General features: G+C 70.0%; 24 protein-coding genes and 1 tRNA gene. 13 read left to right on the forward strand and 12 right to left on the reverse strand.

The window, feature by feature from the left end; all coding sequences use genetic code 11:
* Positions 1–24 precede the first annotated feature (24 nt).
* From OG488_RS17460 to OG488_RS17470, 3 genes are all read left to right on the forward strand, one after another.
* Entirely contained in the window at positions 25–2265 is a 2241-nt protein-coding gene (locus tag OG488_RS17460; RefSeq protein ID WP_329230319.1) for a transglycosylase domain-containing protein, read from the forward strand.
* A 497-nt stretch (positions 2266–2762) separates the two neighbouring features.
* Positions 2763–3341 (forward strand): PASTA domain-containing protein, encoded by a 579-nt coding sequence (locus OG488_RS17465; RefSeq protein ID WP_329230320.1) that lies wholly within the window; start codon positions 2763–2765, stop codon positions 3339–3341.
* Positions 3342–3423: 82 nt separating this feature from the next.
* Positions 3424–3813, forward strand: a complete 390-nt coding sequence (locus OG488_RS17470; RefSeq protein ID WP_329230322.1) for a hypothetical protein — start codon at positions 3424–3426, stop codon at positions 3811–3813.
* Between the two features lie 99 nt (positions 3814–3912).
* Here OG488_RS17470 and OG488_RS17475 read toward each other — a convergent pair whose 3' ends face one another.
* Positions 3913–4377 carry a GatB/YqeY domain-containing protein gene (locus OG488_RS17475; RefSeq protein ID WP_329230324.1) on the reverse strand — a complete coding sequence of 155 codons (465 nt, stop codon included), beginning with the start codon at positions 4375–4377 and terminating at the stop codon, positions 3913–3915.
* Between the two features lie 79 nt (positions 4378–4456).
* On the opposite strand from OG488_RS17475, the gene OG488_RS17480 reads away from it, so the two are divergent.
* From OG488_RS17480 to OG488_RS17490, 3 genes are all read left to right on the forward strand, one after another.
* Positions 4457–5395 carry a metallophosphoesterase gene (locus OG488_RS17480; RefSeq protein WP_329230326.1) on the forward strand — a complete coding sequence of 313 codons (939 nt, stop codon included), beginning with the start codon at positions 4457–4459 and terminating at the stop codon, positions 5393–5395.
* A gap of 87 nt (positions 5396–5482) precedes the next feature.
* Positions 5483–5556 (forward strand) — tRNA-Pro (locus tag OG488_RS17485).
* 454 nt (positions 5557–6010) lie between these two features.
* Positions 6011–6166 carry a hypothetical protein gene (locus OG488_RS17490; protein WP_329230327.1) on the forward strand — a complete coding sequence of 52 codons (156 nt, stop codon included), beginning with the start codon at positions 6011–6013 and terminating at the stop codon, positions 6164–6166.
* 307 nt (positions 6167–6473) lie between these two features.
* Here the strand turns inward: OG488_RS17490 and OG488_RS17495 are convergent, their stop codons facing one another.
* The 6 genes from OG488_RS17495 to OG488_RS17520 form a co-directional block, all read right to left on the reverse strand.
* Complete coding sequence (locus OG488_RS17495) at positions 6474–7805, reverse strand: MFS transporter (protein ID WP_329230329.1); 1332 nt, start codon at positions 7803–7805, stop codon at positions 6474–6476.
* Between the two features lie 261 nt (positions 7806–8066).
* Positions 8067–9017, reverse strand: coding sequence for a catechol 2,3-dioxygenase (locus tag OG488_RS17500; protein ID WP_329230331.1), 951 nt, complete (start codon positions 9015–9017; stop codon positions 8067–8069).
* Complete coding sequence (locus OG488_RS17505) at positions 8998–10125, reverse strand: 4-oxalomesaconate tautomerase (RefSeq protein WP_329230332.1); 1128 nt, start codon at positions 10123–10125, stop codon at positions 8998–9000. The genes OG488_RS17500 and OG488_RS17505 overlap by 20 nt, the downstream gene beginning before the upstream one ends.
* A complete protein-coding gene (locus OG488_RS17510) occupies positions 10122–10244 on the reverse strand; it encodes a hypothetical protein (RefSeq protein WP_329230333.1) in 123 nt (40 codons plus the stop codon). Before OG488_RS17510 ends, OG488_RS17505 begins: the two co-directional genes overlap by 4 nt.
* A 120-nt stretch (positions 10245–10364) precedes the next feature.
* Positions 10365–11015, reverse strand: coding sequence for a GntR family transcriptional regulator (locus OG488_RS17515; protein ID WP_329230334.1), 651 nt, complete (start codon positions 11013–11015; stop codon positions 10365–10367).
* 235 nt (positions 11016–11250) lie between these two features.
* Positions 11251–11808, reverse strand: a complete 558-nt coding sequence (locus tag OG488_RS17520; protein ID WP_329230336.1) for an NAD(P)H-dependent oxidoreductase — start codon at positions 11806–11808, stop codon at positions 11251–11253.
* A 141-nt stretch (positions 11809–11949) separates the two neighbouring features.
* On the opposite strand from OG488_RS17520, the gene OG488_RS17525 reads away from it, so the two are divergent.
* On the forward strand, positions 11950–12603 hold the full coding sequence (locus tag OG488_RS17525; protein ID WP_329230337.1) for a TetR/AcrR family transcriptional regulator: 654 nt from the start codon (positions 11950–11952) through the stop codon (positions 12601–12603).
* A 1-nt stretch (position 12604) separates the two neighbouring features.
* Here OG488_RS17525 and OG488_RS17530 read toward each other — a convergent pair whose 3' ends face one another.
* Positions 12605–13807: a damage-control phosphatase ARMT1 family protein gene (locus OG488_RS17530; protein WP_443074226.1), complete on the reverse strand. Its 1203-nt coding sequence runs from the start codon at positions 13805–13807 to the stop codon at positions 12605–12607.
* A gap of 176 nt (positions 13808–13983) precedes the next feature.
* Here OG488_RS17530 and htpG point away from each other — a divergent pair, with 176 nt between their 5' ends.
* The 4 genes from htpG to OG488_RS17550 all read left to right on the forward strand — a co-directional run bounded on the left by htpG (position 13984) and on the right by OG488_RS17550 (position 18836).
* Complete coding sequence (htpG, locus tag OG488_RS17535) at positions 13984–15897, forward strand: molecular chaperone HtpG (RefSeq protein WP_329230339.1); 1914 nt, start codon at positions 13984–13986, stop codon at positions 15895–15897.
* A gap of 225 nt (positions 15898–16122) precedes the next feature.
* Positions 16123–16485: a YciI family protein gene (locus OG488_RS17540; protein WP_329230341.1), complete on the forward strand. Its 363-nt coding sequence runs from the start codon at positions 16123–16125 to the stop codon at positions 16483–16485.
* Positions 16482–17741 (forward strand): RNA polymerase sigma factor, encoded by a 1260-nt coding sequence (locus OG488_RS17545; RefSeq protein WP_329230343.1) that lies wholly within the window; start codon positions 16482–16484, stop codon positions 17739–17741. Before OG488_RS17540 ends, OG488_RS17545 begins: the two co-directional genes overlap by 4 nt.
* Positions 17742–18041: 300 nt before the next feature.
* Positions 18042–18836: an SGNH/GDSL hydrolase family protein gene (locus tag OG488_RS17550; protein WP_329230345.1), complete on the forward strand. Its 795-nt coding sequence runs from the start codon at positions 18042–18044 to the stop codon at positions 18834–18836.
* 130 nt (positions 18837–18966) lie between these two features.
* Here the strand turns inward: OG488_RS17550 and OG488_RS17555 are convergent, their stop codons facing one another.
* Both OG488_RS17555 and OG488_RS17560 read right to left on the reverse strand, forming a co-directional pair.
* Positions 18967–19377, reverse strand: coding sequence for a nuclear transport factor 2 family protein (locus OG488_RS17555; RefSeq protein ID WP_329238760.1), 411 nt, complete (start codon positions 19375–19377; stop codon positions 18967–18969).
* Between the two features lie 59 nt (positions 19378–19436).
* Entirely contained in the window at positions 19437–20273 is an 837-nt protein-coding gene (locus OG488_RS17560; RefSeq protein ID WP_329230346.1) for a class I SAM-dependent methyltransferase, read from the reverse strand.
* A gap of 89 nt (positions 20274–20362) precedes the next feature.
* Here OG488_RS17560 and OG488_RS17565 point away from each other — a divergent pair, with 89 nt between their 5' ends.
* Both OG488_RS17565 and OG488_RS17570 read left to right on the forward strand, forming a co-directional pair.
* Complete coding sequence (locus OG488_RS17565) at positions 20363–22231, forward strand: S9 family peptidase (RefSeq protein WP_329230348.1); 1869 nt, start codon at positions 20363–20365, stop codon at positions 22229–22231.
* A 62-nt stretch (positions 22232–22293) separates the two neighbouring features.
* Positions 22294–23079 carry an SURF1 family protein gene (locus tag OG488_RS17570; RefSeq protein WP_329230350.1) on the forward strand — a complete coding sequence of 262 codons (786 nt, stop codon included), beginning with the start codon at positions 22294–22296 and terminating at the stop codon, positions 23077–23079.
* A 378-nt stretch (positions 23080–23457) separates the two neighbouring features.
* Here the strand turns inward: OG488_RS17570 and OG488_RS17575 are convergent, their stop codons facing one another.
* Together OG488_RS17575 and OG488_RS17580 are read right to left on the reverse strand one after the other, a co-directional pair.
* Positions 23458–24828, reverse strand: a complete 1371-nt coding sequence (locus tag OG488_RS17575; protein WP_329230352.1) for a hypothetical protein — start codon at positions 24826–24828, stop codon at positions 23458–23460.
* A complete protein-coding gene (locus tag OG488_RS17580) occupies positions 24825–25400 on the reverse strand; it encodes a SigE family RNA polymerase sigma factor (RefSeq protein ID WP_329230355.1) in 576 nt (191 codons plus the stop codon). Before OG488_RS17580 ends, OG488_RS17575 begins: the two co-directional genes overlap by 4 nt.
* Between the last annotated feature and the right edge of the window lie 306 nt (positions 25401–25706).

Here is a 25706-nt window from a genome sequence, read left to right on the forward strand (position 1 = left end):
CGAATGAGAACGTAGGCTGCCCCCATGCCAAAGAAGCGCTCAGGCGGGGGTCTGACGACGACCCAGCAGGCCGCCAAGTTCCTCGGTGTCGCCGCGCTCTCCGGAGCTGTGCTGGCGGGCATCGCGCTGCCGGCCGCCGGCGCACTCGGGCTCGCGGCCAAGGGGACGGTCGAGGGATTCGACGAGATCCCTTCCAACCTCAAGACCCCGCCGCTGAGCCAGCGGATCACGATCCTGGACAACGAGGGCGGGCTCATCGCGACGGACTACTCGCGTGACCGCACCGTCGTCCCGCTCAAGGACATCTCCCCGTACATGCAGGACGCGATCATCGCGATCGAGGACTCGCGCTTCTACGAGCACGGCGCGGTGGACCTCAAGGGCATCCTGCGCGCGATGAACCGCAACGTGCAGGAGGGCGGCGCCGCGCAGGGCGCCTCGACCCTCACCCAGCAGTACGTGAAGAACGTCTTCGTCGAGGAGGCGGGCGACGACCCGGAGAAGGTCGCCGAGGCCACCCAGCAGACCCTGGGCCGCAAGGTGCGTGAGCTCAAGTACGCGATCCAGGTCGAGGAGGAACTCGGCAAGAAGAAGATCCTGGAGAACTACCTCAACATCACGTTCTTCGGGCAGCAGGCCTACGGGATCGAGGCGGCCTCCCAGCGCTACTTCTCCAAGCACGCCAAGGACCTGAAGCTGGAGGAGGCGGCGATGCTGGCCGGCCTCGTCCAGTCGCCGACGCGCTACGACCCGGTCAACGACACGGAGGAGGCGACCAAGCGTCGCAACACCGTGCTGCTGCGCATGGCCGCCGTCGGCGACATCTCCCAGGACGAGGCCGCGAAGGCCATCGCCGTCCCGGTCGAGCTGAAGGTCAGCAAGCCGAACAGCGGATGCATCACGGCCGTCAGCGGCGCCGGCTTCTTCTGCGACTACGTACGCAAGACCGTCCTGAACGACCCCGCCTTCGGCAAGACCCACGAGGAGCGCACCAAGCTCTGGAACCTCGGCGGGCTGACCATCAGGACGACTCTCTCGCCGCGCGCGCAGCAGGCCGCCAACGAGGCCGCGACCTCGAAGGTCAACAAGGGCGACAAGGTCGCCGCGTCGGTGGTGCAGGTCCAGCCCGGCACCGGAAAGATCCTTTCGATGGGCCAGTCCAGGCCGTACGGCCTGGACCAGAAGAAGCACCAGACGATGCTCAACCTCGCCGTCAGCAGCGCCATGGGCGGCAGCACCTACGGCTTCCAGGTCGGGTCCACCTTCAAGCCGATCACGGCCGCCGCGGCCCTGGAGAAGGGCATCAACCCGGCGCAGAGCTACAGCTCCGACTGGAAGATCTCGGTGCCGATGGACTCCTACCGGAACTGCGCGGGATCGCCGGTCGGGAGCGGCAACTGGGACCTCCAGAACGAGTTGGAGTCCGAGAAGGGCGCCTTCGACATGACGAGCGCGCTCGGCAAGTCGATCAACACCTACTTCGCCAAACTGGAGCAGCAGGCCGGACTGTGCGAGACGGTCACCATGGCGAAGAAGCTCGGCTACGAGCGGGGTGACGGCAAGCCCGTCTCGGACAGCCACCCGTCGATCACGCTGGGCGGCACGGAGAGCACGCCGCTCGGCATGGCCTCCACGTACGCGGCGTTCGCCAACCGCGGCACGTACTGCACGCCGATCGCCATCGAGGCCATCACGGACGCCAACGGCAAGAAGCTCGACGTGCCCAAGTCCTCGTGCTCGCGGGCGATGAGCGAGAAGACGGCCGACACCATCAACCAGATGCTCAAGGGCGTCGTCGAGGACGGCACCGGCACCCAGGCCGGCCTGACGGACCGCGACAACGCGGGCAAGACCGGTACCACCAACGACCGCGTGGACGCCTGGTTCGTCGGTTACACGCCGAACCTCTCCACGGCGGTGTGGGTGGGTGCGGACGTCGGCAAGAAGGTGCCGATGTACAACATCACCATCGGCGGCCAGTACTACGACAAGGTCTGTGGCGGCTGCCTCCCCGGCCCCATCTGGAAGACCGCGATGACCGGCGCCCTGAACGCCTCGGAGACCCCGGCCTTCAACCCGGTCTCGGTGCCGCGCGCCAAGGAGAAGGAAGAGGACAAGGAGAAGGGCGACGGCCGCGGCGAGGGCAACGGCGGCGGGAACGACAACGGCAAGCCCGGCACCTCCGATCCCATCGGCGGCATCACCCTGCCGCCCGGCATCATCGGCGGGAACGACGGCGGCGGGCGCGGCGGGAACGGTCCCTGACCCCCGGCCCGTGTGACGGCCCTCCAGCCGTCCGGGCCAGCGACCACAGCACGAAGGAGGGCGCCTCCCCCACCGGGGAGGCGCCCTCCTTCGTGCGCCACGCCGTACGCGCTTGCGACGGGGCGAGTCGGCAGGGGCATGCGCCCTCGCCGCCACCTTCCCCACGGGCGCCGTACTCACGGCCCCGCACCGCACCGCACCGCACCGCACCGAGGGCACAGCGTGACGTACCTCACGTGACTCATGGTGAAAGAAACGAGACTTCACCTCGGTCGCGAATCCGAAAATTCCACTCACAGAAGACTTTGCGACCACTGCATTTCACCCAGCGCAGTACTGGACCATCTCGTTCCGGTCGCTTCGAGAATAATGCATGCGCAAACGCATCAAGGAGATCTATGATCGATCGAACAAAGGGTGCGGATGATATTCGCCTACCTGCGGGACCGCACAGAGCAAGGGTGTAAAGACGGTTGCGAGTCATTGACAGAGCAAGAGTGGTCTCACTCCTGATAGCGACTTCCCTACTTGCCACAGGCTGCGGATCCTCCCAGGATTCGCGCACGGGGGCCGAGGTCGAATTCCGGGACGTGAAGCCGGGAACTCCGCTCTTGGAGGTCGTGGACGAGGTGACAGCCGCAGGGCTGGGCCTGTCCCTCCGTGACGCCACCTTCCTGAGCAGATACATACCTCCGGAGATGACTCGGGAGTACGCGGTCTGCTTCACGGAGGACAAGCCGGACTACGGTGCGATCGACCTGTTCGTGGTGCCCTCGGCGGAGGACTGCCCCACGAAGAAGGGCGCTGTCGTGCCGCGACCTCCGGTCCCCGACGTCACGGGCAGGACCACCGCCGAGGCCGCCGCGCTGATGGCGTCGACCGGCTTCGCGCCCGACCGAATGACGGCCCTGGACCAGGGAGCCCCCTCCGAACCGCTCGACTCCAAAGCGGCAAGGAATTGGCGGGTGTGCTCCCAGTCCCCTGTCGCGGGAAAGCCCTTCAGGGCTGATGAGAAAGTCCTGATGCGCATCTCGGCGAACTGCCGCACCACTGAGAAATCTCAATCCGAACGGTGAAGAAGCAGGACATCGCAGAATTCATCATTCTCTTATCCGCATCTCCGATGCCCAACGGGAAGACGTCCACATGCGTAACGTCATGCGTGCCATAACCATCGCCTCCGCAATCGCACTGGCAGGAGGAATCACGACGTCCTCGGCACAGGCCGACGACCCCGCCGTGAGCATCTACACCACGTCCAAGCTGGGGCAGGCCAAGTTCGAACCGTACGGCGAGCACCTCTACGTGACGGACCTGGTCTCCGACGGCAAGTCGACCGTCGCCCGGCTCATCGTGCAGGGCGACACCACGTACTACTACTGGAACCGGACCAAGGCCGGCTCCACCCGCCACGTGGACATGTCCCTCCCCGAGGACCGCCACATCACCCTGGTGGCGTACACGGGCGTCTGGGACGGAACCACGACCGGCGGCATCCACTGGGACAGCTACGACCACATGCTGGAGCACGTGACGACGTTCAGCTGATCCAGGTCGCCCGCAGGGTCACGACCCCCGGTTGATCCAGGTCGCCCGCGGACCGGCGAGCTTCGAGCGCGTCGGTCCGCGGGATTCGCGACCCGGTGATCAGCCGGCGAGCAGCTTCTTCACCGTGGTGGCGACCCGGCCGCCCTCGGCCAGCCCCGCGACCTTGGGGTTGACGATCTTCATGACGGCGCCCATGGCCCGCGGCCCCTCGGCGCCGGCGGCCTTCGCCTCCGCGACGGCCTGCGCGACGATCGCGTTCAGCTCGTCGTCGGTGAGCTGCTTGGGCAGGTACGCGTCGAGCAGTTCGCCCTCCGCCTTCTCCCGCTCGGCCTGCTCCGTCCGGCCGCCCTGCGCGAAGGCCTCGGCCGCCTCGCGGCGCTTCTTCGCCTCCTTGGCGATCACCTTCTGCACCTCGTCGTCGGAGAGCTCGCGCGACGTCTTGCCGCTGACCTCTTCCTTGGTGATCGCGGTGAGGGTGAGCCGGAGGGTGGACGAGGTGAGCTCGTCACGCGCCTTCATGGCCGTGGTGAGGTCTTCCTTGAGCTTGGACTTGAGCGTGGTCATGCGGCGATTGTGACAGGTACGGGGCACCTGCCGCCCGCCTGTTTTCGTCGCACCGCACCGTTTCTGCGACGATGGGCCCATGCGCGCACGCTACGGAGTACCCCTGAAAGTCACGGCAGTCGGCGCAGCGGTCGGTGCCGCCGGCCTCGCGTACGCGGCCGGGTTCGAGGCCCGCTCGTTCCGCCTCCGCCGGATCACGATTCCCGTACTCCCGCACGGAGCACGCCCGTTGCGCGTACTGCAGGTCTCCGACATCCACATGGTGAGCGGCCAGCGCAAGAAGCGCGCCTGGCTGCAGTCACTGGCGGGCCTGCGTCCGGACTTCGTGGTGAACACCGGGGACAACCTCTCGGACCCGGAGGCCGTGCCGGAGCTGCTCGACGCGCTCGGCCCGCTGATGGAGTTCCCCGGGGTCTACGTCTTCGGCTCCAACGACTACTACGGCCCGAAGCTCCGGAACCCGGTGCGCTACCTCCTGGAGAAGACGCAGGGCAAGCACGGGCTCAACGGAAACGCACCGGCGGTCAACGTCGTCCACAACCCGTGGGAGCCCATGCGGGACGCCTTCGACGTGGCCGGCTGGCAGAACCTCTCGAACACGCGGGGCCGGATCAAGGCCGACGGGCTGGAGATCGCCTTCACCGGGCTGGACGACCCCCACATCAAGCGGGACCGTTACGCCGAGGTCGCCGGCGGCCCCGAGACGGGCGCGGACCTCTCGATCGGCGTCGTCCACGCCCCGTACCTGCGCTCCCTGGACGCCTTCACGGCGGACGGCTACCCCCTGATCCTGGCGGGCCACACCCACGGCGGGCAGCTCTGCATCCCCTTCTACGGCGCCCTCGTCACCAACTGCGACCTGGACACGGACCGGGTCAAGGGCCTCTCCGGCCACACGGTCGGCGAGCGGCGTGCCTACCTCCACGTCTCGGCGGGCTGCGGCACGAACCGCTACACCCCGATCCGCTTCGCCTGCCCGCCCGAGGCGACCCTGCTGACCCTGACGCCCCGGGACTGAGCCCCCGCCCTGGCACACAAACCGGATTTCGCCTCCGGGCGCGGGTGGGCTAAGGTTATCGATGTCGCCGGGACAACCGGTGGACATCGGGGTGTAGCGCAGCTTGGCAGCGCGCTTCGTTCGGGACGAAGAGGTCGTGGGTTCAAATCCCGCCACCCCGACAGCTGAAGTAGCAGGTCAGAGGGCCCAGTGTGTAAGTTGCACTGGGCCCTCTGACGTTGCTGCATGTAGTTCTGCGTGACTACCGCTCGTGACCGCCCTTGAAGATGCCATCCATGACAACGGCGATCGATCCGGCTGGAGCTATGGATCGGAAGTTCCCCGTGCCACGACCGCGCCAGATGCGGGGACTCGCGGGGAACTGCGGGCGCCGGCGGGGGCAATGACAGACAGATGGCGACGTCGGGATCGCGCAGGTCAGGCCCCGATTCCCTCACCTCGCTCCTGAAGCGGTGATCTACGCCTGGCGCATGAGAGCATCCGCACATGGCGGACGCGCGACTACCCCAGGGATGGACCCTTCAGCAGATCCGCGATGTATCGGGAGACCGAGAGGCTGTCGCCTTGGATCTCGATCGGCCGGTGAAGTGGGTCAGCGTCGGTGAAACCCACGAGATGTCACGCCCAGAGATCGTCCTCGGATTCCGCGGCCTGTGCCTGGTGAAGCCTGTTGATGACGACGACTGGTACATGGGCAGCCTGTACGACGACGGCAGCATCGACTGCTGGACCCCCTACGGCAGCCTGTACGAGGCGCTACGCGGCCTGTAGGAGCTCTTGCGCCACGGCTCCGGTGGATGGCGCATTGAGTGTCTGACTGCGTGACAGCCACGACGTACAACCGCGAACGACCGCGGACCATCAGCGCAGGTGAACGGCGCGTCGACCCAAGGGCGACGAGCTTCCCGAGTTGCTTCGGTACAAAGAGGTCGTGGGTTCACATCCCGCCACCCCGACAGCTGGGAGACCAGGCCCTTCCTGCGTTCCGACGCCGTGAAGCGCGGCGCAGGGGCGATGACGGAGGGCGGGTACCGAGTCCGGTACCCGCCCTCCGTCATCGCGCGGCCGTGCGCAGGGGTCAACCCGTCGCGGAGACCGGGCGGGCGAGGTCCTCGTCGGTGGAGCCCTTCACGGACGGCAGCCCGGTCAGACCGATGAAGATCAGCGAGAAGACGCCCGCGGCCGCGAAGACGGTGAAGCCCGTGGTGGTCGAGCCGGTGGCGAGGAGCTGGCCGCCGAGCCAGGGGCCGAAGACCGCGCCGAAGCGGCCCATGCCGGAGGTCCAGCCGACCGCGGTGGCGCGATTGCCGTCGTCCGAGCGGGCGGCCACCGTGGCGTAGATCATCGCTTGGGCGCTGAAGAGGAACAGGCCGGTCAGGAAGACGACGGCATAGGTGACGGCCAGCGGCATGTGGACGCTGAGCGTGTAGACGCCGACGGCCGTGGCCCCGAACCAGATCGCGCCGATCCGCGCGCCTCCGAAGCGGTCGGTGAGCCGGCCGCCGACGAGCATGCCGACGATGCCGCCGAGGTTGATGACGATGACGAAGCCGAGCGAGGAGCCGAGGTCGTAACCGGCGGCGCGCATCATCGAGGGCAGCCACTGGGAGACGCCGTAGACCAGCAGGAGTCCGCCGAAGGACGCCAGCCAGAAGAACAGGGTCTGCACCCAGAGGCCTCCCCGGAACAGGGCGGCGACAGCGCTCCAGCGCTCGGTGCCGGCAGGCCGCTTCGCTGCGGGAGCCGCGACCGGGGGCTCGACGCCGTAGCGCTCGGCGAGTGCCATGGCCTCCTCGGTGCGTCCCTTGGCCCTCAGGAAGGTCAGCGACTCGGGCAGGTACATGATGGCCAGCGGGACGCCGATGAAGAGCGGGATCACGCAGATCCAGAAGGACACACGCCAGTCCCCGGTCCACAGCGCCACGAAGCCCGCCACGATGCCCCCGGCCTGGTGGGCGGTCATGAGCGAGCCCACTATCAGTGCGCCGCGGCCGCGCGGGGCGTACTCGCTGACCAGGGTGATGGCACTCGGCAGGAGTCCGCCGAGGCCGAGCCCCGCCAGGAAGCGGCCGAGGCCGAAGACCTCGAGGCTGCCGGCGACGGCACAGACCGCGGAGGCCAGCGAGAAGACGGCGGTGGAGACGACGATCGTCTTCTTCCGGCCCGCCCAGTCGCTGATCGTGCCGGAGGACAGGGCGCCGATCAGCATGCCGAAGGTGGCGTACGAGCCGATGTCACCGGCCTTGCCCGGGTCGATACCGAGCGCCTTGGCCTCCAGCATGTGCGGCAGGACGGAGCCGTAGATGAACATGTCGAGGCCGTCGAAGAGGACGACCAGCCAGCACAGACCGACGGCCAGGAGGGCGAGCCGGCTGCTGCGGACGCCGGTGGCGGGGGTTGGGGAGGACATCGGGGTATTCCTCTCGTCCGGGACAGCTCTGTCCCTGAAGGAGCTTCGGGAGGGGCGGGTCGGTGCGGCGCGATCGCGGCGGACCCGAGTGTGCGGATGACGTTAAGGACCCCGGCAATTAACGTCAACGCTTTTGTCAACAATCTCAGGAGCAATCTAGCCGCGCCCCCTCGAGTCACTGTCGTGGACCCGTCACACGGGCAGGTGCGGGCGGCCCACAGGCGTGTGAGCCCTCTCGCCCCTGCCCGTCACGCGGTCCCGTCAGTCCAGCGGCGGGGTGCCGTGCGTGTGGAAGGACTCGATCGTCTGCAGGCCCCACGCCTGGCCCTTGGCGCGCTCGGCCTCGGTCCAGGTGACCAGCGGCCAGTCCGGGGCGAGCACCAGGCGGGTGAGCGGGTTGCAGAGCTCGATGCGGTTGCCGCCGGGCTCGTAGACGTACAGGAAGAACGTCTGCTGGATGGCGTGCTTGTGCGGTCCGGTCTCGATGAACACACCGCTGTCGATGGCGAGATCGGCCGCGCGCAGGATGTCCTCACGGGTGTCGGTGGCGAACGCGATGTGGTGCAGGCGTCCGGCGGAACCCGTCCAGTCGGCGGTGTACACGACGTCGTACGACTTGTTGTTGAACGTCAGCCACTTGGCGCCGATCCTGCCGGTGTCGAGCCGGATCTGCTCGGTGGGCCTGGCGCCGAGGACCTGCTGCTGGAAGTCGGCGTTGGCGGCGACGTCGGCGGCGAGGAAGTTGATGTGGTCCAGGCGGCGCACCCCCACACCGCGGTTCGGCTTGGCCTGCGGCTGGTTCTTCAGCGCGGGCCGGAGCTCCGGGGGCGCCTCGTAGTACTCGGTCTCCCAGTAGAGCGCGATCTCGTGACCGTCGGGATCGGTGGTCAGGTAGAGCTTGCCGATGCCCGGCTCGTCCTCCACCCAGCGCCCCGCGTGGCCCGTCTCCTCGAGTGCGGCGACCCTGCGCCGCAGGGCCTCCTCGCTGGAGGTACGCAGGGCGGTACGGCGCAGGCCCGGCTTCTCCGCGGCGGTCAGCACCAGGCTGTGGTGCTCGTAGTCGTCGAAGGTGCGCAGGTACACGGAGTCGCCGGACCGCCCGTTGACCGTCAGGCCGAGGTAGTCCGTGAAGAACCGGACGCTGGCGTCCAGGTCCGGGGTGAGCAGTTCGGCGTGACCGACATGGGCGATGTCACCGAGAGGGGGAGTCATCTGCGGCTCCTTGCGGGGAGAGTGGGGATATCGGAGTCCGGGCGGGCCCGGGGAAGACCGTGCCGTCGAGGATCTTGCGTGCCGTGCGCACCACCGCGGTGCGCACGACCGCGGGGGTGCCGTCCGGCTCCGTCACGACAGCGGCCTCGATGTCGAGGAACCCGGTGGGGTGCTCGATGCGCAGCACGTCGCCCTCCGAGGGCAGCCGGGCGACCGGCTCGGCGACGCCTCCGGCGATGCGCAGGCCGGCGGCGACACCGGCGGCGCCGAGTACGCCGATCGACGTGTGGCAACGGTGCGGGATGAAGGTACGGGTCGTCACCGCTCCGTCGTGGGCGGGAGGAGCCAGCAGACCGATCTTGGGCACCGTCGTGTCGCGGACGTCGCCGAGGCCCATCAGCGGGCCCGCTTCGAGACGGATCCTCTCGATCCGGTCCCGCAGGGCCGCGTTCTCCTCGAGCTCCTGAGGGGTCTCGTAACCGGTGATGTCCAGCGACTCCGCCGCGATGAGCACCGTCGGCATCCCGTTGTCCACGCAGGTCACCGGCGTGCCCGCGACGATCTCACGGGCCCGGCCCGTGGGCAGCAGAGGGCTCGCGCCCCGAGCGAACTCGATCACCACCGGAGCGGCGGAGCCGGGTACCCCGGAGATCCGCGCCGTCCCCGTGTAGTCCACGCGGCCGCCGGGGGTGGGGAAGGTCGCCGTGGCCAGGTCGCCGGTGTTGACCATCCGGATCCGTACGGACGTCCGTCCGTCCTCCGCGGCGACCAGGCCGCGCTCCACCGCGAAGGGCCCGATACCGGCGAGCAGGTTCCCGCAGTTCTGGCGGTCGGACACGTCGGCGGTGTCGACGGCGACCTGGAGGAAGAGGTAGTCCACGTCGACGTCGGGGTCCTCCGGTACGGAGACGACCGCGACCTTGCTGGTGAGGGGCTGTGCCCCGCCCAGACCGTCGATCTGGCGGGGGTCGGGGCTGCCCATGATCCGCAGCAGCAGGTCGTCGCGGGCGGCCGGATCCCGCGGCAGGTCGTCGGCCAGGAAATAGGCACCCTTGGACGTGCCTCCCCGCATCAGGAGGCACCGGACCTCCGCCGGTTCCCCGGTCATGCCGCGGCCTCCCGGGCGAGGCGCTCCCGGGCGAGGCCCTCGCGGCGCCCCGCGCGTGAGAGCGCGTCGGCATCCCGCACGTCCGTCCTGGGCGGGCCGGTGACGAGGGTGCCGCTCATCCCGGCACCCCCGCGGTCCACGCCGTCTCGGTCGTCATGGCTGAACTCTCCTTGCTGGACAGGGCTCGGCCCACCAGCGAGGCGCGCCATGCGCGCGGTACGTCGATCAGGCGCCGCGCGTCACACGCGCAGTGCCTCGATCACGCTCGCCAGGTGGGAGCGGACGGCCGCCTCGGCCGCCTGCGGTTCCCTGGCCCTGATCGCGTCGATCATGGCCAGGTGCTCACTCAGGGACTGCTGGGGGCGCCCCGGCCGCAGGGCGAGCTGGAACCTGTGGCGTACCAACTGGCCGTTCAGCCGCTCCAGGAGCGATACGGCTGTCTGCTGGCCGGAGAACTCCCTGACCAGGGCGTGCAGTTCATGATTCAGGTCGGAATAGAGCATGGGCTCGCCACCGGCGACCGCCTTGGTCATCGCCTCGCCGACCACCGTGAGCCGGTCAAGCTGCTCGTCGCTGGCCGCGACGGCGGCCTTGGCGGCACAGAGCCCTTCCAGGGCCATGCGGCACTCGGTGATGGCGACGGCTTCGTCGACGCTCACCACGCGCACCCGCGATCCGCGGTTACGGATCCGCTCGACCAGCCCCTCCGACTCCAGCTCGATCAGTGCCGCCCTGACACTGGCCCGTGTCACACCGAACTGCTCGGCGAGTTCGTTCTCCACCAGCCGCTGGGCCGGTGCCATCTCGCCGCGCAGAATCGCCTGCCGCAGGTGGGTGAGAGCCAGCTGCCTGGCCTGCTCCCCACTGGTCGGACCGGCTTCCTTCGGCATCGTTGCCCCCCTGAGTGAGTGCCTGTCGAACCTAAATCTAGGCCAACAGGATTGTCAACGATTCTGTTTGCCATATTGCGGTAGCCGTGGCACCGGCCTGCCGGACATCCGTGCGGCGCCCGCCCGCACCACGACAGAAGGGCCTGTCCCCTCTCCTGGGAGAGGGGACAGGCCCTTGGCCGCGCCGGTGGCGCGAGGGTGGCGGCGAGAGATGCTCGGCGTGCCGCCGGGAGGATCAGACAGTCGCCGCGGCGCCCTCGGCGACCTGGCGGAGCACCTCGGTCAGCGAGGTGACGACCTCGGCGTCGTCCGCCGGGTGGAGCTCGGCGAAGCGGGTCACGGAGCCGGGGATGGAGAGCTTGACGTCCGCCAGGACCGCTCCGCCCGCGAGGCCGGCCGCCTTGCGGGCCTCGTCCTGGGCCCACACGCCGCCGAACTGGCCGAAGGCGGTACCGACCACGGCGACCGGCTTGGCGGTCAGGGCGCCGGCACCGTAAGGGCGGGACAGCCAGTCGATGGCGTTCTTCAGCACGGCCGGCATGGTGCCGTTGTACTCGGGCGAGAACAGCAGGAACGCGTCGGCCCGGCCGGCCGCCTCACGCAGCGCGGCGGCGGCCGCCGGGACGCCACCCTCGACGTCGAGGTCCTCGTTGTAGAAGGGGACGTCGACGAGGCCCTCGTACAGCTCGACCTCGACACCCTCGGGCGCGTGCCTGACGGCCGCCTCGGCGAGCTGACGGTTGTGGGAGCCGGCGCGGAGGCTGCCGACGAGGGCGAGGATGCGTACAGACATGGGGGAGCTCCCGGAAGACGGAGACTGCAGAAGTGAGCGGACCAAGCTCCCGCGGAAGTAAGCGGACCAGGGTCCGTTTAAAGTTGTACCACCTAAACGGACCGCGGTCCACTTACGGTCTTCCGGCGCTACCCTGAAGTCATGACCGCTCCCCTGCTCCCGCTGCCCGGGCCACCCGACCCCGGAGAGGGGCGGACGGGCCTCGCGCTCGCGGCCGTCGGCGGACCGGAGCCGCTGAGGGCGGACGCGGCACGCAACCGGGCGCTGCTGCTGGACGCCGCCTCCCGCCTCCTCGCCCGCTGCGGGGCGGCGGACCTCACCATGGAGTCGGTCGCCGCCGCCGCCGGAGTCGGCAAGGGGACCGTCTTCCGCCGCTTCAAGGACCGCACCGGACTGCTCATCGCGCTCCTCGACCACCGCGAAGCCCTCCTGCAGGCCGCGTTCCTGTCCGGGCCTCCGCCCATGGGCCCGGACGCCCCCGCGGCCGAGCGGCTGCACGCCTTCGGCCCCGCGGTGATCCGTCACGAACGCGACCACCACGAGCTGATCCTGGCCTCCCGCACCGATCCGCAGCGCACCTACACCGTGCCCGCACAGCGGCTGAGGCTCAGCCATGTCGCCCTGCTGCTGCGCCAGGCCCACGCGGAGGGCGAGCCCGAACTGCTCGCGCACACCCTGCTCGGGTCGATCGACGCCCCCCTCGTCCACCATCTGACGTGCGAACGGGGCATCGCCGTCGACCGGCTCGATGAGGGCTGGCACGACCTGCTCACCCGGTACGGGGTGGCACGCTGAGCTAGGCGCGCACCTGGACCAGGGCGTGCGTGCCGCTGGTGCGCCATGCCCGGCCCGAGGACTCCAGCCGTTCCAGGGTGCGCGCTTCCAGCCCCACGACCACGTCGGACTTCAGGGTGCGCAGCGCGGCCACGGGCCCCGGGAAGTACGCCGTGGGGCCGGCGAACGGGGTGGTCGCCGGCCAGAGCCGGTCCCCCACCAGACGGCGGTAGTTGAGGTCGCCCTTCAGGATCGTCACCGTGGCGGCGGCCAGCTCCGCCCGGAGGTCCTCGGGCATCCGCTCGTACGGGAACGGGGCGCGGAAGAACGCGTGGGTACGCACGTCGAGCCGGCCCGACCCCATGGCCGCCCAGACCCGTGCGCCGATCGCACCCGCCTCGCCGGGAGCTCCGCACAGCCGGCGCAGGCAGTCGACGACGTCGGCCGTCATCGCGTCGGAGACGTAGTACGGACACGGCTTGACGTGGAGCACCACCCGGTCCGCGTGGCCGTGTTGGAGCAGGTGGTCGATGAGAACGAGGTCGGGGATCAGTTCGCGTCCGGTGTTGTCCGCGACGAAGGCGACGGTGGCCGGGGACCCGGGCGGCAGGAGGGACCACAGCGCCGCGCTGTCGTCGGCGACCAGGCGGGTGTCGGCCTCGCCGGGGACGGATTCGCCCGAGGGGCCACGGAAACCGAGGTCGGCCCGGTTGCCCCAGAGCGAGGCCTGGAGGAGGGCCGTGGCCCGTTCGTCCGCGGGGACGGCGGCGAGATCGTCCAGGGAGCGGAGTTCCTCCTCGACCGTGTCGCCGCGGAGCTCGGCGCGCTTGAAGGGGGCGAAGGGGTCGACGCCCTGCCACGGCCCCTCGTCGAAGTAGCCGACCGCACCCAGGAGCCTGCGGTAGAAGTAGCTCTCGGCCCAGAGGAACGGGGCGTCGAACCAGGGGCGGCCGACGTACTCCTCTCCCCACTCCAGCCAGAGCGCGCGGTCCGCGCTGCCGGGGCCGAGCGGCTCGACGACGCCGTGGAGGGTCTCCCGCAGCAGGGCGTCCAGGGCCCGGTGCTGCCCGGGGCCGTACGGGAAGGCCTCCCGCACCTGTTCGATCAGCGCCGGATGGCGCTCGGCCATGACGCCACGGGCGAAACTGCCCGGCTCCCGGCACGTGATCACCGGGGGAAGGCCGGGGTCCGGCACGGCCCCGGCTGTCGCTCGCGTATCGCCCATGCGCCCCAGTCTGCCCGGTGGAGGAGGACCGGATCCCCGCCCGGGCCGTGCGTGTCCACCGCTCGCGGGGGTGCCCCCGGCCAACGGCCCCGGCCGGACGGGCACATGGACGAACGGAGCCTGGTTACGATATCCAGCGGTTCAGCTGCTCACCCCAGGAAAGGGATCCCGTACCCATGTCGGCCGAGACGTTCGAGTTTCAGGTAGAAGCGCGCCAGCTCCTGCAGATGATGATCCATTCGATTTACTCGAACAAGGATGTATTCCTGCGTGAGCTCATCTCCAATTCCTCGGACGCGCTGGACAAGCTGCGACTGGAAACTCTCCGCGACGAAAAGATCCAGGCGGACACGTCCGACCTGCACATCGCCATCGAGGCCGACCAGGAGGAGCGCACCCTTACGGTGCGCGACAACGGCATCGGGATGTCGCACGACGAGGTCGTGCAGCTCATCGGGACGATCGCCAATTCCGGTACCGCGAAGTTCCTCCAGGAGCTCAAGGAGGCCAAGGACGCCGCCGCTTCCGAGGAGCTGATCGGACAGTTCGGTGTCGGTTTCTATTCCAGCTTCATGGTCGCCGACGAGGTCACCCTGCTGACCCGGCGTGCGGGCGAGGACACGGGGACCCGCTGGCAGTCGAGCGGCGAGGGCACCTACACCGTCGAGACCGTCGACGACGCCCCGCAGGGCACCTCGGTCGTCCTGCGGCTCAAGCCGGAGGACGCCGAGGACAAGCTCTTCGACTACACCTCGCCCTGGAAGATCAGGGAAATCGTCAAGCGCTACTCGGACTTCATCACCTGGCCCATCCGCATGAAGGCGGTCACGGGCGAGGAGGGCGCCGAGCCCGAGGTCGAGACGGTCAACTCGATGAAGGCCCTGTGGGCACGGTCCAAGGACTCCGTGACCGACGAGGAGTACAGCGAGCTCTACAAGCACATCAGTCACGACTGGACGGACCCGCTGGAGACCATCCGCATGCAGGCGGAGGGGACCTTCGAATACCAGGCCCTGCTCTTCCTCCCGGCCCACGCGCCGCAGGACCTGTTCATGCAGGACCACAAGCGTGGGGTCCAGCTCTACGTGAAGCGCGTGTTCATCATGGATGACTGCGAAGCGCTCATGCCGACCTACCTCCGCTTCGTGAAGGGCGTGGTCGACGCCCAGGACCTCTCGCTGAACGTGTCGCGCGAGATCCTCCAGCAGGACCGCCAGATCGAGATGATGCGGCGCCGCCTGGTCAAGAAGGTGCTCTCGACGGTCAAGGACCTCAGGTCCAAGGCCCCCGAGAAGTACGAGACGCTCTGGAAGGAGTTCGGCCGGGTCCTCAAGGAAGGGCTGTTCCAGGACTTCGAGAACCGTGACGCCATCCTGGAGATCTCCTCGTTCGCCTCGACCCAGGACGACGAAGGGCTCACCACCCTGCGCGCGTACGTGGAACGGATGAAGGAGGGGCAGGAGCAGATCTACTACATGACCGGCGAATCGCGCGCGGCCATGGAGAGCTCCCCCCACATGGAGGCCTTCCGCGCCAAGGGGTTCGAGGTCCTCCTGCTGACCGACCCCGTCGACGAGGTCTGGGTCCAGTCCGTTCCCGAGTTCGACGGCAAGCCGCTCCAGTCCATCTCCAAGGGCGAGGTCGACCTGGACACCGACGAGGAGAAGAAGGAGGTCGAGGCCGAGCGCGAGAAGCAGCAGCAGGACTACGCCGGCCTGCTGACCTGGATGACGGAGCAGCTCGGTGACACGGTGAAGGAGGTTCGTCTCTCCTCCCGCCTCACCGTCTCGCCCGCCTGCATCGTCTCGGACACGCACGATGTCACCCCGGCCCTGGAGAACATGTACCGCGCCATGGGCCAGGAGGTGCCGCAGATCAAGCGCATCCTCGAACTCAACCCGTCGCACGCACTGATCAGCGGACTGAAGAAGGCCCACGCCGCGCAGAGCGGCGAAGAGGGCGCCGGCACCGAACTGGCCGAGACGGCGGAGCTCGTCCACGGCCTGGCGCTCCTCTCGGACGGTGGCGAGCTGAGTGATCCCTCGCGCTTCAGCAGGCTGATGGCGGACCGTCTGGAGCGCACGCTGTAGAGCGGACCACTCCCACGCACCGCGGCCGCCGGATCTCCCGGCGGCCGCGTTCGTCTGCGGTGAAGGGGCGGGGGTGAAGATGGGGCCGCGGCTGAACCCGACTCCTCACCCAGGTGAAAAAGATTCCTAGGAAAGTCGTCGTCGGATGTCGAGGGCCCGCCTCCCGCTCCGACCGAAGGGTGACAGCGCGCCGACGGGGCGCGCGAGAGGCAGAGGACGTCCGAGATGAAGTACATCGCGATGATCTACGGCAACCAGGCCAAGTGGGACTCCTTCCCGGCCGAGGAGTGGCCCCGTGCGATCGCCGAGCAGGAGGCGTTCAACAAGAAGTACCGCGAGAGCGGTGAGCTCCTCGGCGCCTACGGCTTGGCGGACGCGGCCAACGCCCAGCTCGTGCGCCGCGAGGACGGCGTCCCGGCGGTCACCGACGGCCCGTACCTGGAGACCAAGGAGTACATCGCCAGCTTCTACCTGCTCGACTGCGACAGTCCGGAGCGGGCCCAGGCGATCGCCGCGGACATGCCGTTCGCCGACGTGGACCCGGTCGAGCTGTGGCCGGTGCTGCACGAGTCCGCGGCGGACGTGTGACCGACGGGCGCCACGCCGCCGAGGACCTGCTGCGCGAGCTGGCGCCGCAGGTCCTCGGCGTGCTCGTACGCCGGTACGACGCCTTCGACCTCTGCGAGGACGCGGTCCAGGAAGCACTCCTCGCGGCCGCCCTGCAGTGGCCCGGAGCCGGCGTACCGGACAATCCACGGGGCTGGCTGGTCACCGTCGCCTCCCGAAGGCTGGTCGACCGGATCCGCAGCGACAGCGCGCGCCGGCGCCGTGAGGACACCCTCGCCCTGGCCACTCCGCAGGCCGAACTGCTCGGCGCTGCCGCCGACACCGCGTCCGACGCGGAACGGGACGACTCGCTGGCGTTGTTGTTCCTGTGCTGCCATCCGTCGCTGTCGCCGGCCAGCAGGATCGCGCTGACCTTGCGCGCGGTCGGCGGCCTGACCACCGCGCAGATCGCCGCGGCCTTCCTGGTGCCCGAGCCGACCATGGCTCAGCGCATCAGCCGGGCCAAGCAGACCGTCAAGGCGTCCGGCACTCCCCTGGCCGTGCCGGAGGGTGCCGATCTCACCGAGCGGCTGGCCGACGTGCGGCACGTGGTCTACCTCATCTTCAACGAGGGGTACGCCACCACCGGTTCCGACGACACCGGCCTGACCGTGCCGGAACTGTCCGCGGAGGCGATCCGGCTCACCCGGATGCTGCACCGCTCGGTCCCCGACGACACCGAGACGGCGGGCCTCCTCGCGCTGATGCTGCTCACCGACGCGCGACGTCCCGCCCGCACCGGCCCGTCCGGGGAACTGGTGCCACTGGCGGACCAGGACCGCGGCCGGTGGGACCACCGTGCCGTCGCGGAAGGGGTCGACCTGATCAGCCGGACCCTGCCACTCGGCCGGGTCGGCCCGTACCAACTGCAGGCGGCCATCGCGGCCGTGCACGACGAGGCCGAGGACATCGGCGCCACCGACTGGCCTCAGATCCTCGCCCTGTACGAGCTCCTGGAGCAGTTCGGGCCGAACCCGATGGTCTCCCTCAACCGCGCGGTCGCCGTCGCGATGGTGCACGGCCCGGCCGCGGGACTCGACCTGATCACCACCCTGGAGGCCGACAACCGTACGGCCCGCCACCACCGCCTCCTGGCCACCCGCGCCCATCTCCTGGAACTGCTCGGTGAACACGAGGCCGCAGCCGCCTCCTACCGCGAAGCCGCCCGCCGCACGACCAGCGCCCCCGAACGCCGCCATCTCGGCGCCATGGCACACCGCCTGGAGGCCGACGCGTAACGCGCCGCGGCGGCGGCAGGACGGGTGCACCGAACCCTCCCGAGGTCATTCGAACATCTGACGCTCCCCTCAATGTGACTCAGCGGAGTCGGGAGGGGTGGCGGAAGGGCCCAGAACTTCACCATTTCGAGGGCCCATCGAGGGTTTATCTACGCGCGGAGCATCGTCTACCGAACGATCCTTCGGGCATATCAGACGACTTTCCCCGCGCCCATTACCGCCGAGTACCGCGAGCTGCTAAAAACGTGCTCGCCCCACGAACTCCCCACTCGTCCCCCACACTTCGAAGGGCTGGCAGCCATGTCAGTACGAACCTTCCGGGCGTCCGTCTTCACCCTCGCGATCGCCGCCGTGGCCGCACTCGGCGTCGCACAACCAGCATCCGCCGCCGGCGGCAACTACGTCGCTCTCGGTGACTCCTACTCCTCCGGTGTCGGCGCCGGGAGTTACACCTCCGAGAGCGGCGACTGCAAGCGCAGCACCAACGCCTACCCGTACCTCTGGGCGAACGCGAACAGCCCGTCGTCGTTCACGTTCGTCGCCTGCTCGGGCGCCACGACGGCATCAGTCTCCAGCGGTCAGCTGGGGGCACTGAGTGCGTCGACCACGCTCGTCAGCCTCACAGCCGGCGGCAACGACGTCGGGTTCGCCGACGTCATGCAGACATGTGTCCTGCAGAGCGAGGCCACGTGTGTGAGCCGGGTGAACACGGCGGTCTCCCAGATCCAGAGCTCGCTGCCGGGCCGGCTCGACTCCCTCTACGCGGGCATCCGATCGCGTGCGCCGCAGGCCCACGTGGTGGTCCTGGGGTATCCGCGCTTCTACAAGCTGTCGGGGACCTGCATCGCCGGCCTGACGGAGACCGAGCGCGGGGCGATCAACAACGCCTCGGACGTGCTCAACGGGGTGCTCGCCAAGCGGTCGGCGGACGCGGGGTTCACCTTCTCCGGTGTGGCGGACGAGTTCACCGGGCACGAGCTCTGCTCGGGTGACGCGTGGATCCACAGCGTGTCCATCCCCGTCACCAACTCGTACCACCCGAAGGCGATCGGGCAGTCGAACGGATACCTGCCCGCCTTCAGATCTGCGGCGTAACGCGCGCAGAGCAAACCGCCGGATCAGGCGGCGGCGTCACCGGACCTGTCGGAGGCGCCGCCGCCCTGCCGAGGGCGGGAGCGGGGCGACGGGGCGCGCCCGTCGGCAACCCGCACCGTGAGCTCCGGGCTCAGTACCGCTCGACCAGGTGCTCACGGCCCGTCGGAGGCTCGTAGGACTCGGGCCAGAAGTCCGTGACACCGACGATCCGTCCGTCCGCGTCGAAGGTGAAGAAGTGAACGCCGTGCACCTCCTCCGCCCCGACGGTGAAGAGCGTCCGGACGGCCGCCTGAAGGCCTTCCCCGTCGGCCACGATGCGCTCGATCCGGATGTGCCGATCGCCTGGACACTCCTGGTTGAACCGGACGTAGCGCTCCTTGCCCAGGATGCGCTCACGGCTCTGCGGCAGGTCGTACACCAGGCCGTCGGCGAGGGTGGCGGCGAACGCGCCCCAGTCACGGGCGTCCACCGCCGCCCAGTACGCCTCGCAGGCGGCCCGCACGTCGGCCGCCTCCCCTGTGGCACCGGCTCCGCCGGCCATCTCGGTCATGCTCCCGATTGTGGCGCCCGCCACTGACAATCGGCCGGACGACGGCCCGGTCAGCCGTCGGCCGGCCGGGATGCCTTGACCGAGTACATCAGCGGGACACGCGGACGGCCGGCCGGGAAGCGGAAGTACCCGTCCGCATGCCGCACCAGCGCCGGGTAGCGGGCGAACAGCGAGGCGTCGTGCTCGTGCAGGAACTCGATCCGCAGCCCGGCCCCCGCCAGCGCCGAGACGACCTCGCCCACGGGGTGCTGCCACTCGACGCTGCGGTTGTGGACCGTGGCCGCACCGAAGTCGGCGTACGTGCCCGGCGACTCGTCCACCCAGGGGTCGGGGCTGAAGTAGTCGTAGGTGAGCGTCGATCCGGTCTCGTCGTCCAGGCAGCCGGTCAGGGGGTGGAACTCCGCCAGGTAGAGGAACCCGCCCGGTGCGACCAGCGAGGCGGCGGTCTCCGCCCAACGGCGGATGTCCGGGAGCCAGTTCAGCGCTCCGAGCCCGGTGTAGACGATGTCGTACGCGGTGTCCGGCACCGCCTCGGCGGCGTCGTACACGTCGGAGGCGACGAACGCGGCCTGCTCCGGCGGGAGATCCAGTGAACGCGCCAGGCCGCGGGCGGTCTCGACGGCGGGCTCGGAGAAGTCGAGGCCGACGACCTGGGAGGCGCCGTGGCGCGCCCACGAGAGGGTGTCGAGGCCTATGTGGCACTGAAGGTGCAGCAGGGTCCGGCCCGTCACGTCACCGACCTCCGCGAGCTCGAAGCCGCGCAGGGCGTCCTTGCCCGCCAGGAAGGCGTCCAGGTCGTAGAAGTCACTGGCGGCGTGGATCGCGACGCGCTCGTCCCAGCGCGCGCGATTGACCGCGTGCCAGTCCTCGGGGGCCGATGAGTACATGCCGGAAAGTTACCCACAGGGCGGGGGTGCGTGCGAACAGTTATCCACAGGCCGCCCGGTTGTGTGGCCACATCGGGTTGGATGGGGTCATGAGCGACACACAGAACAACCCGTCCGTCCCGGAGCGGGAGCAGGAGCCCCCGCAGTGGGAGCAGCGCTTCCGTGCCCCGCGGGTGTCCCTGCCCGACTGGGCGGAGGAGGCCCCCGACCGCGCGCTCTTCGTCTCCAACGCGACCGGCACGTACGAGCTGTACGCCTGGGACCGGGCGACCGGGAAGCAGCGCCAGATCACGGACCGGCCCAACGGGACGACCGACGGAGTGCTGACGCCGGACGGCCGGGCCGTCTGGTGGTTCGCCGACACCGACGGTGACGAGTTCGGCGTGTGGATGCGGCAGCCCTTCGACGGCGGCGCCGACGAGCCGGCCGCGCCCGGCCTGGAAGCGTCGTACCCGGCCGGGCTCGTGATCGGGCGCGACGGCACGGCGGTGGTCGGCCGCTCGACGGACGAGGACGGCACGACGGTCCACCTGGTGCGCGTGGGGGCGGAGCCGGTCGAGATCTACCGGCACCGGGAGTCCGCGGGAGTGGGGGACCTCTCCCACGACGGGACGCTGATCGCCCTGGAACACACGGAGCACGGCGACGCGATGCACTCCGCGCTGCGCGTGGTCCGCCCCGACGGGTCGACGGTCGCGGAGCTGGACGACACCGAGGGCGGCACGAAGGAGCTCGGCCTGTCGGTGCTGGGGTTCGCCCCGCTGGCCGGTGACACCCGGCTGCTGGTCGCGCATCAGCGGCGCGGTCGGTGGGAACCGATGATCTGGGACCCGGTGGCGGGGACGCAGACGGACCTCCACGTCGATCTGCCCGGTGACGCCGGCGCCGAGTGGTATCCGGACGGATCCGCGCTGCTGATCGAGCACAGCTTCGAGGCCCGCAGCGAGCTCTGGCGGTACGAGCCGGGTGCTGCGGAGCCCATTCGGGTCGAGACCCCGGCCGGGACGGTTTCGGGCGCCACGGCGCGTCCGGACGGCACGGTGGAGTACCTGTGGTCGTCGGCCGCCCAGCCGCCCGTCGTGCGGTCCACGACGGGCTCCGTCGTCCTCGACCCGCCCGGGGCGAAGGCACCGGCCTCGGTGCCGGTGCGGGACGCCTGGGTGGACGGCCCCGGAGGCCGCATCCACGCCCTCGTGCAGGCGCCGGCCACCGGCGACGGCCCGTTTCCCACGGTCTTCGAGATACACGGTGGACCCACCTGGCACGACAGCGACGCCTTCGCGTCGGGTCCCGCCGCATGGATCGACCACGGCTTCGCCGTCGTACGGGTCAACTACCGCGGGTCGACCGGGTACGGCCGCGCCTGGACGGACGCGCTCAAGCACCGGGTCGGGCTGATCGAGCTGGAGGACATCGCGGCCGTCCGGGAGTGGGCGGTGAAGTCGGGTCTGGCGGACCCGGAGCGTCTGGTGCTGGCCGGCGGGTCGTGGGGCGGCTATCTGACCCTGCTCGGGCTCGGCACCCAGCCCGACGCGTGGGCCCTCGGGTTGGCGGCGGTCCCCGTCGCCGACTACGTCACCGCCTATCACGACGAGATGGAAGCCCTGAAGGCGATGGACCGCACGCTGCTCGGCGGGACTCCGGAGGAGGTCCCCGAGCGCTTCGAGGCCTCGTCCCCGCTGACCTACGTGGACGCCGTGCGTGCCCCGGTCTACATCTCCGCCGGCGTCAACGACCCGCGCTGCCCCATCCGGCAGGTGGAGAACTACGTGGAGCGCCTCGCCGACCGCGGCGCGGTCCACGAGGTGTACCGCTACGACGCGGGCCATGGCTCGCTCGTGGTGGAGGAGCGGATCAAACAGGTGCGGCTGGAGCTGGAGTTCACGCTCCGCCACCTCGGTCCGGCACGGGCCGAGGTGGCGGAGGGGAGCCCGGAGACGGGGAGGCCGACGGCATAAGGTCCGGATAAATGGTGCACCCCGCTCCGGGCGCCCGGAGCGGGGAACCGTACCGTGGAGGGGTGTACCGGTTCCTGCTGACCCCGCGGTGGTGGGGGATCAACCTCTTCGTCGTGCTGGCCATCCCGTTCTGCGTGTTGATGGGCACGTGGCAGCTCGGTCGTTTCGAGGACCGCGTGCAGACCCACGAGAAGGCCGAGGCGCGTCCCGATCCGGGCACCCGCTCCCCGAAACCGCTCGACGCGCTGCTGCCCGTGAACATGGACACGTCCGGCCGTCCGGCCGTGGCGACGGGGACGTACGCCGACCAGTTCCTGGTGCCCGGCCGCAAGCTGGACGACCGTGACGGCTTCTACGTGCTGGATCTGCTGCGTACCGACAGCGGCAAGGCACTGCCCGTCGTACGCGGCTGGCTGGCGGGTACGCCGGGCAGGGCAGAGGTTCCCCCTGCGCCGACGGGTGAGGTCACCGTGACCGGCGATCTGCAGGCTTCCGAGAACAGCGGGACGACCGGCGTCGACGTCAGCGGCGGGCTTCCCGAAGGCCAGCTGGGCATGATCAGCGCGGCGTCCCTGGTGAACCTCGTCCCGTACGACGTGTACGACGCCTGGGTGACTCTGCCCTCGGCCTCGGCAGGGAAGGACGCGGGCGCGGACGGGATGAAGCCCGTGCCCGCGGCGGTGGCGCAGGGCAGCGGGCTGGACCTGAAGGCCTTCCAGAACCTCGGCTACACCGGCGAGTGGTTCGTCTTCGGCGGCTTCGTGCTCTTCATGTGGTTCCGCCTGCTGCGCCGCGAGGCGGAGGCCGCGCGCGACGTGCGGCTGGGACTCGCAGCCGACGCCGACTGACACGAACCGGCATCCGGCACCGGTGCCGACATCGGCATCGGCATCGGCATCGGCATCGGCATCGGCATCGGCATCGGCACGAACATGCGATACGGGCAGGGGGCCCGCCGGACCAGTGAGTTCCGGCGGGCCCCCTGCCCGTATCCACGACTGCGTCCAGCCGTCCACGACCGGACCGCGACCCCCAGGTGAACCCGCGTCCGGGCCCGAGACGCGCCATGCACCGACCGGGGCGGCCCACGTCCCCGCACGGGACGGCCCACGGATCAGGTCCGTCCCCGCCGCCGGGGACGGCCATGGATCAGGTCCGTCCCCGCCGCCCGGGACGGCTCACGGATCAGGTCCGGGTCGGCCCGGCCGACCGGCGCCGGCGTACGGCTACGAGGCGTCCAGTACGCCCGTGCGGTAGATCGTGCCGGCGCAGGCGTTGTCGATGGTGGTCGCCGCCGTCGGCGCCCCCACCTCCGGGGTGTGCGTGACCGCGATGCTGCCGTCCGCCGGACCCTCGTCCGCACTGCCCAACTGCACCGCGGTGGTGTCGGACGCCCCCGCGGCGGTCCCGGCCGCGTCTCCGCCGCCTCCGCCGCCGCCCCCGTCGCCGTCCGTGGGCGTCGGGCTGGGCGAACCGCCGGTGGTCGGGCAGGTGTCCGACGGCACCCAGGCGAAGCGCACCTCGTACGCCATCGTCGGCTTCAGGAGGACCGTCCCCGGTTCCAGGGAGGGATCGGGCAGCCCGGCCGCGGGGTCACCGGCGGTGTGCTGCACCACCGTGATCTTCAACGGGTCGGCGGCGCCCGCCGCCTGGAAGCCGACCGTGCCGTTGCTGGTCACCGAGCAGGCGGCGCCGGACGCGTTGGCGATCCTGAAGGTCCCGTACACCGTGCCTTGCGCGTCGGCGGCGCCCGCGTCGGCGGAGGCCACCCTGAGCTGGTCGGGGTCGCACGCCGTGGTGGCCGCGGCCCCGGCGGCGTCGTCGTCGCCCAGCCCTTCGGACCCGCTGCCCTCGGCACCCGGTTCCGATCCCTCGGACGGGGCCGTGGAGCCGCCGTCCCCGCTTTCGGCGCCCTCGCTCCGACGTTCCTCAGGACCCGCCGGCCTTCCGCCGCCGGCATCGGCGCCCGCGTCCTCGCCGCTGCCTCCCTGTGCCTGCTCGCCGTGACCGGCGATGGCCGGGTTGGCGGTGGCGGAGCCCTCCGAATTCGCCACGTGGACGAAGGCGGGTACCGCCGTACCGATCAGCAGCGCCGCCGCCGCCGCGCCCACCACGCCCTGACGGCGCCTGGCACGCCGGGCGGGCACCGCGCGGTGCAGATGGTCGAGTGTGCCGTCGGAGGGCTCGAGACCCTGGACCGCGCCTTGCAGCATGCGGCGCAGCGCGACCTCGTCCATGCCCCCGCCGCCGGAGTCACCTCCGGCGCCCGCAGAGCCCCCGGACCCGCCGGCGCCGGCCCCGAAGAGGCCGCCGCTCCTGCCCGCGAAGAGTTCGGTCAGCGTCCCGCCGCCGTCCCGGCCGGAAGACCCGTCCCGGCCGGAAGACCCGCCCGAGCCGGGACCGCCCGAGCCGCGGCCGTCGGAGTCCGCACACGGAGCGGCGGGCCCTGAAGCGGAGTCCGCGCCGTCGGCCGCGTCCTGATCCTGCTTCCGTTCACCGTCCTGATCGGGATCGGTGTTCGGGGTGTTCTCCGGCCCGTGGTTCACAATTCCGTTTCCAGTCCGGTCATCGTCGTGCCTGTGCTCGGGCCTGCTCATGCCTGCGCCTCCATCACCACGCGCAGTGCCGCAATGCCCCGGGAGCCGTACGCCTTCACCGAACCGAGCGATATCCCCAGCGTCTCCGCGACCTGGGCCTCCGTCATGTCCGAGAAGTAGCGCAGCACCAGCACCTCGCGCTGGCGGCGCTGCAGACCCTTCATCGCCTTGATCAGCGCGTCCCGTTCGAGCTGGTCGTACGCGCCCTCCTCCGCGCTCGCCATGTCGGGCATCGGCTTGGAGAGCAGCTTCAGCCCGAGGATGCGCCGTCGCAGCGCGGAGCGGGACAGGTTGACCACGGTCTGGCGGAGGTACGCGAGGGTCTTCTGCGGATCGCGCACCCGGTTCCGAGCCGAGTGCACCCGGATGAACGCCTCCTGCACCACGTCCTCGCAGGACGCGGTGTCGTCCAGCAGGAGCGCGGCGAGACCCAGCAGCGAGCGGTAGTGAGCGCGATAGGTCTCGGTGAGATGGTCGACCGTCGTTCCCGCCGCCACCGTCTCCTCAGCGCCCTCGCGCTGCGACGGCAGCCGGGTGGGACGCGCAGCCGGCATGGGCGCAATCACCGGCATACCGCCGGCTGCGCGGGGCCTCCGGAGCGGACGCACCGAAGCGCCTCGCAACGGGCCCACCACTGTGATGTCGAGAACCTCTGCCACGCCAGTTGGACACGCTTCCCCCCGTCAGGGTTGTACGCCAACGGCACCGCGTTCGATGCTGTGCGACATGCCCTCATTCGTACCCGCTCTTCCCCAAATGCCCCGAAAACACATCCAGCCACGCAAGAAGTGACGACGTAGACGCATCGCATCCGCTCAGCGGTTGCGGGGAGCCAGGAGATCATCGTCGGACATGACAACGCCCCAGCTCAAGAGGTT

Origin of the sequence: Streptomyces sp. NBC_01460 (genome assembly GCF_036227405.1) — a bacterium.
Taxonomy (GTDB): Bacteria; Actinomycetota; Actinomycetes; order Streptomycetales; family Streptomycetaceae; genus Streptomyces.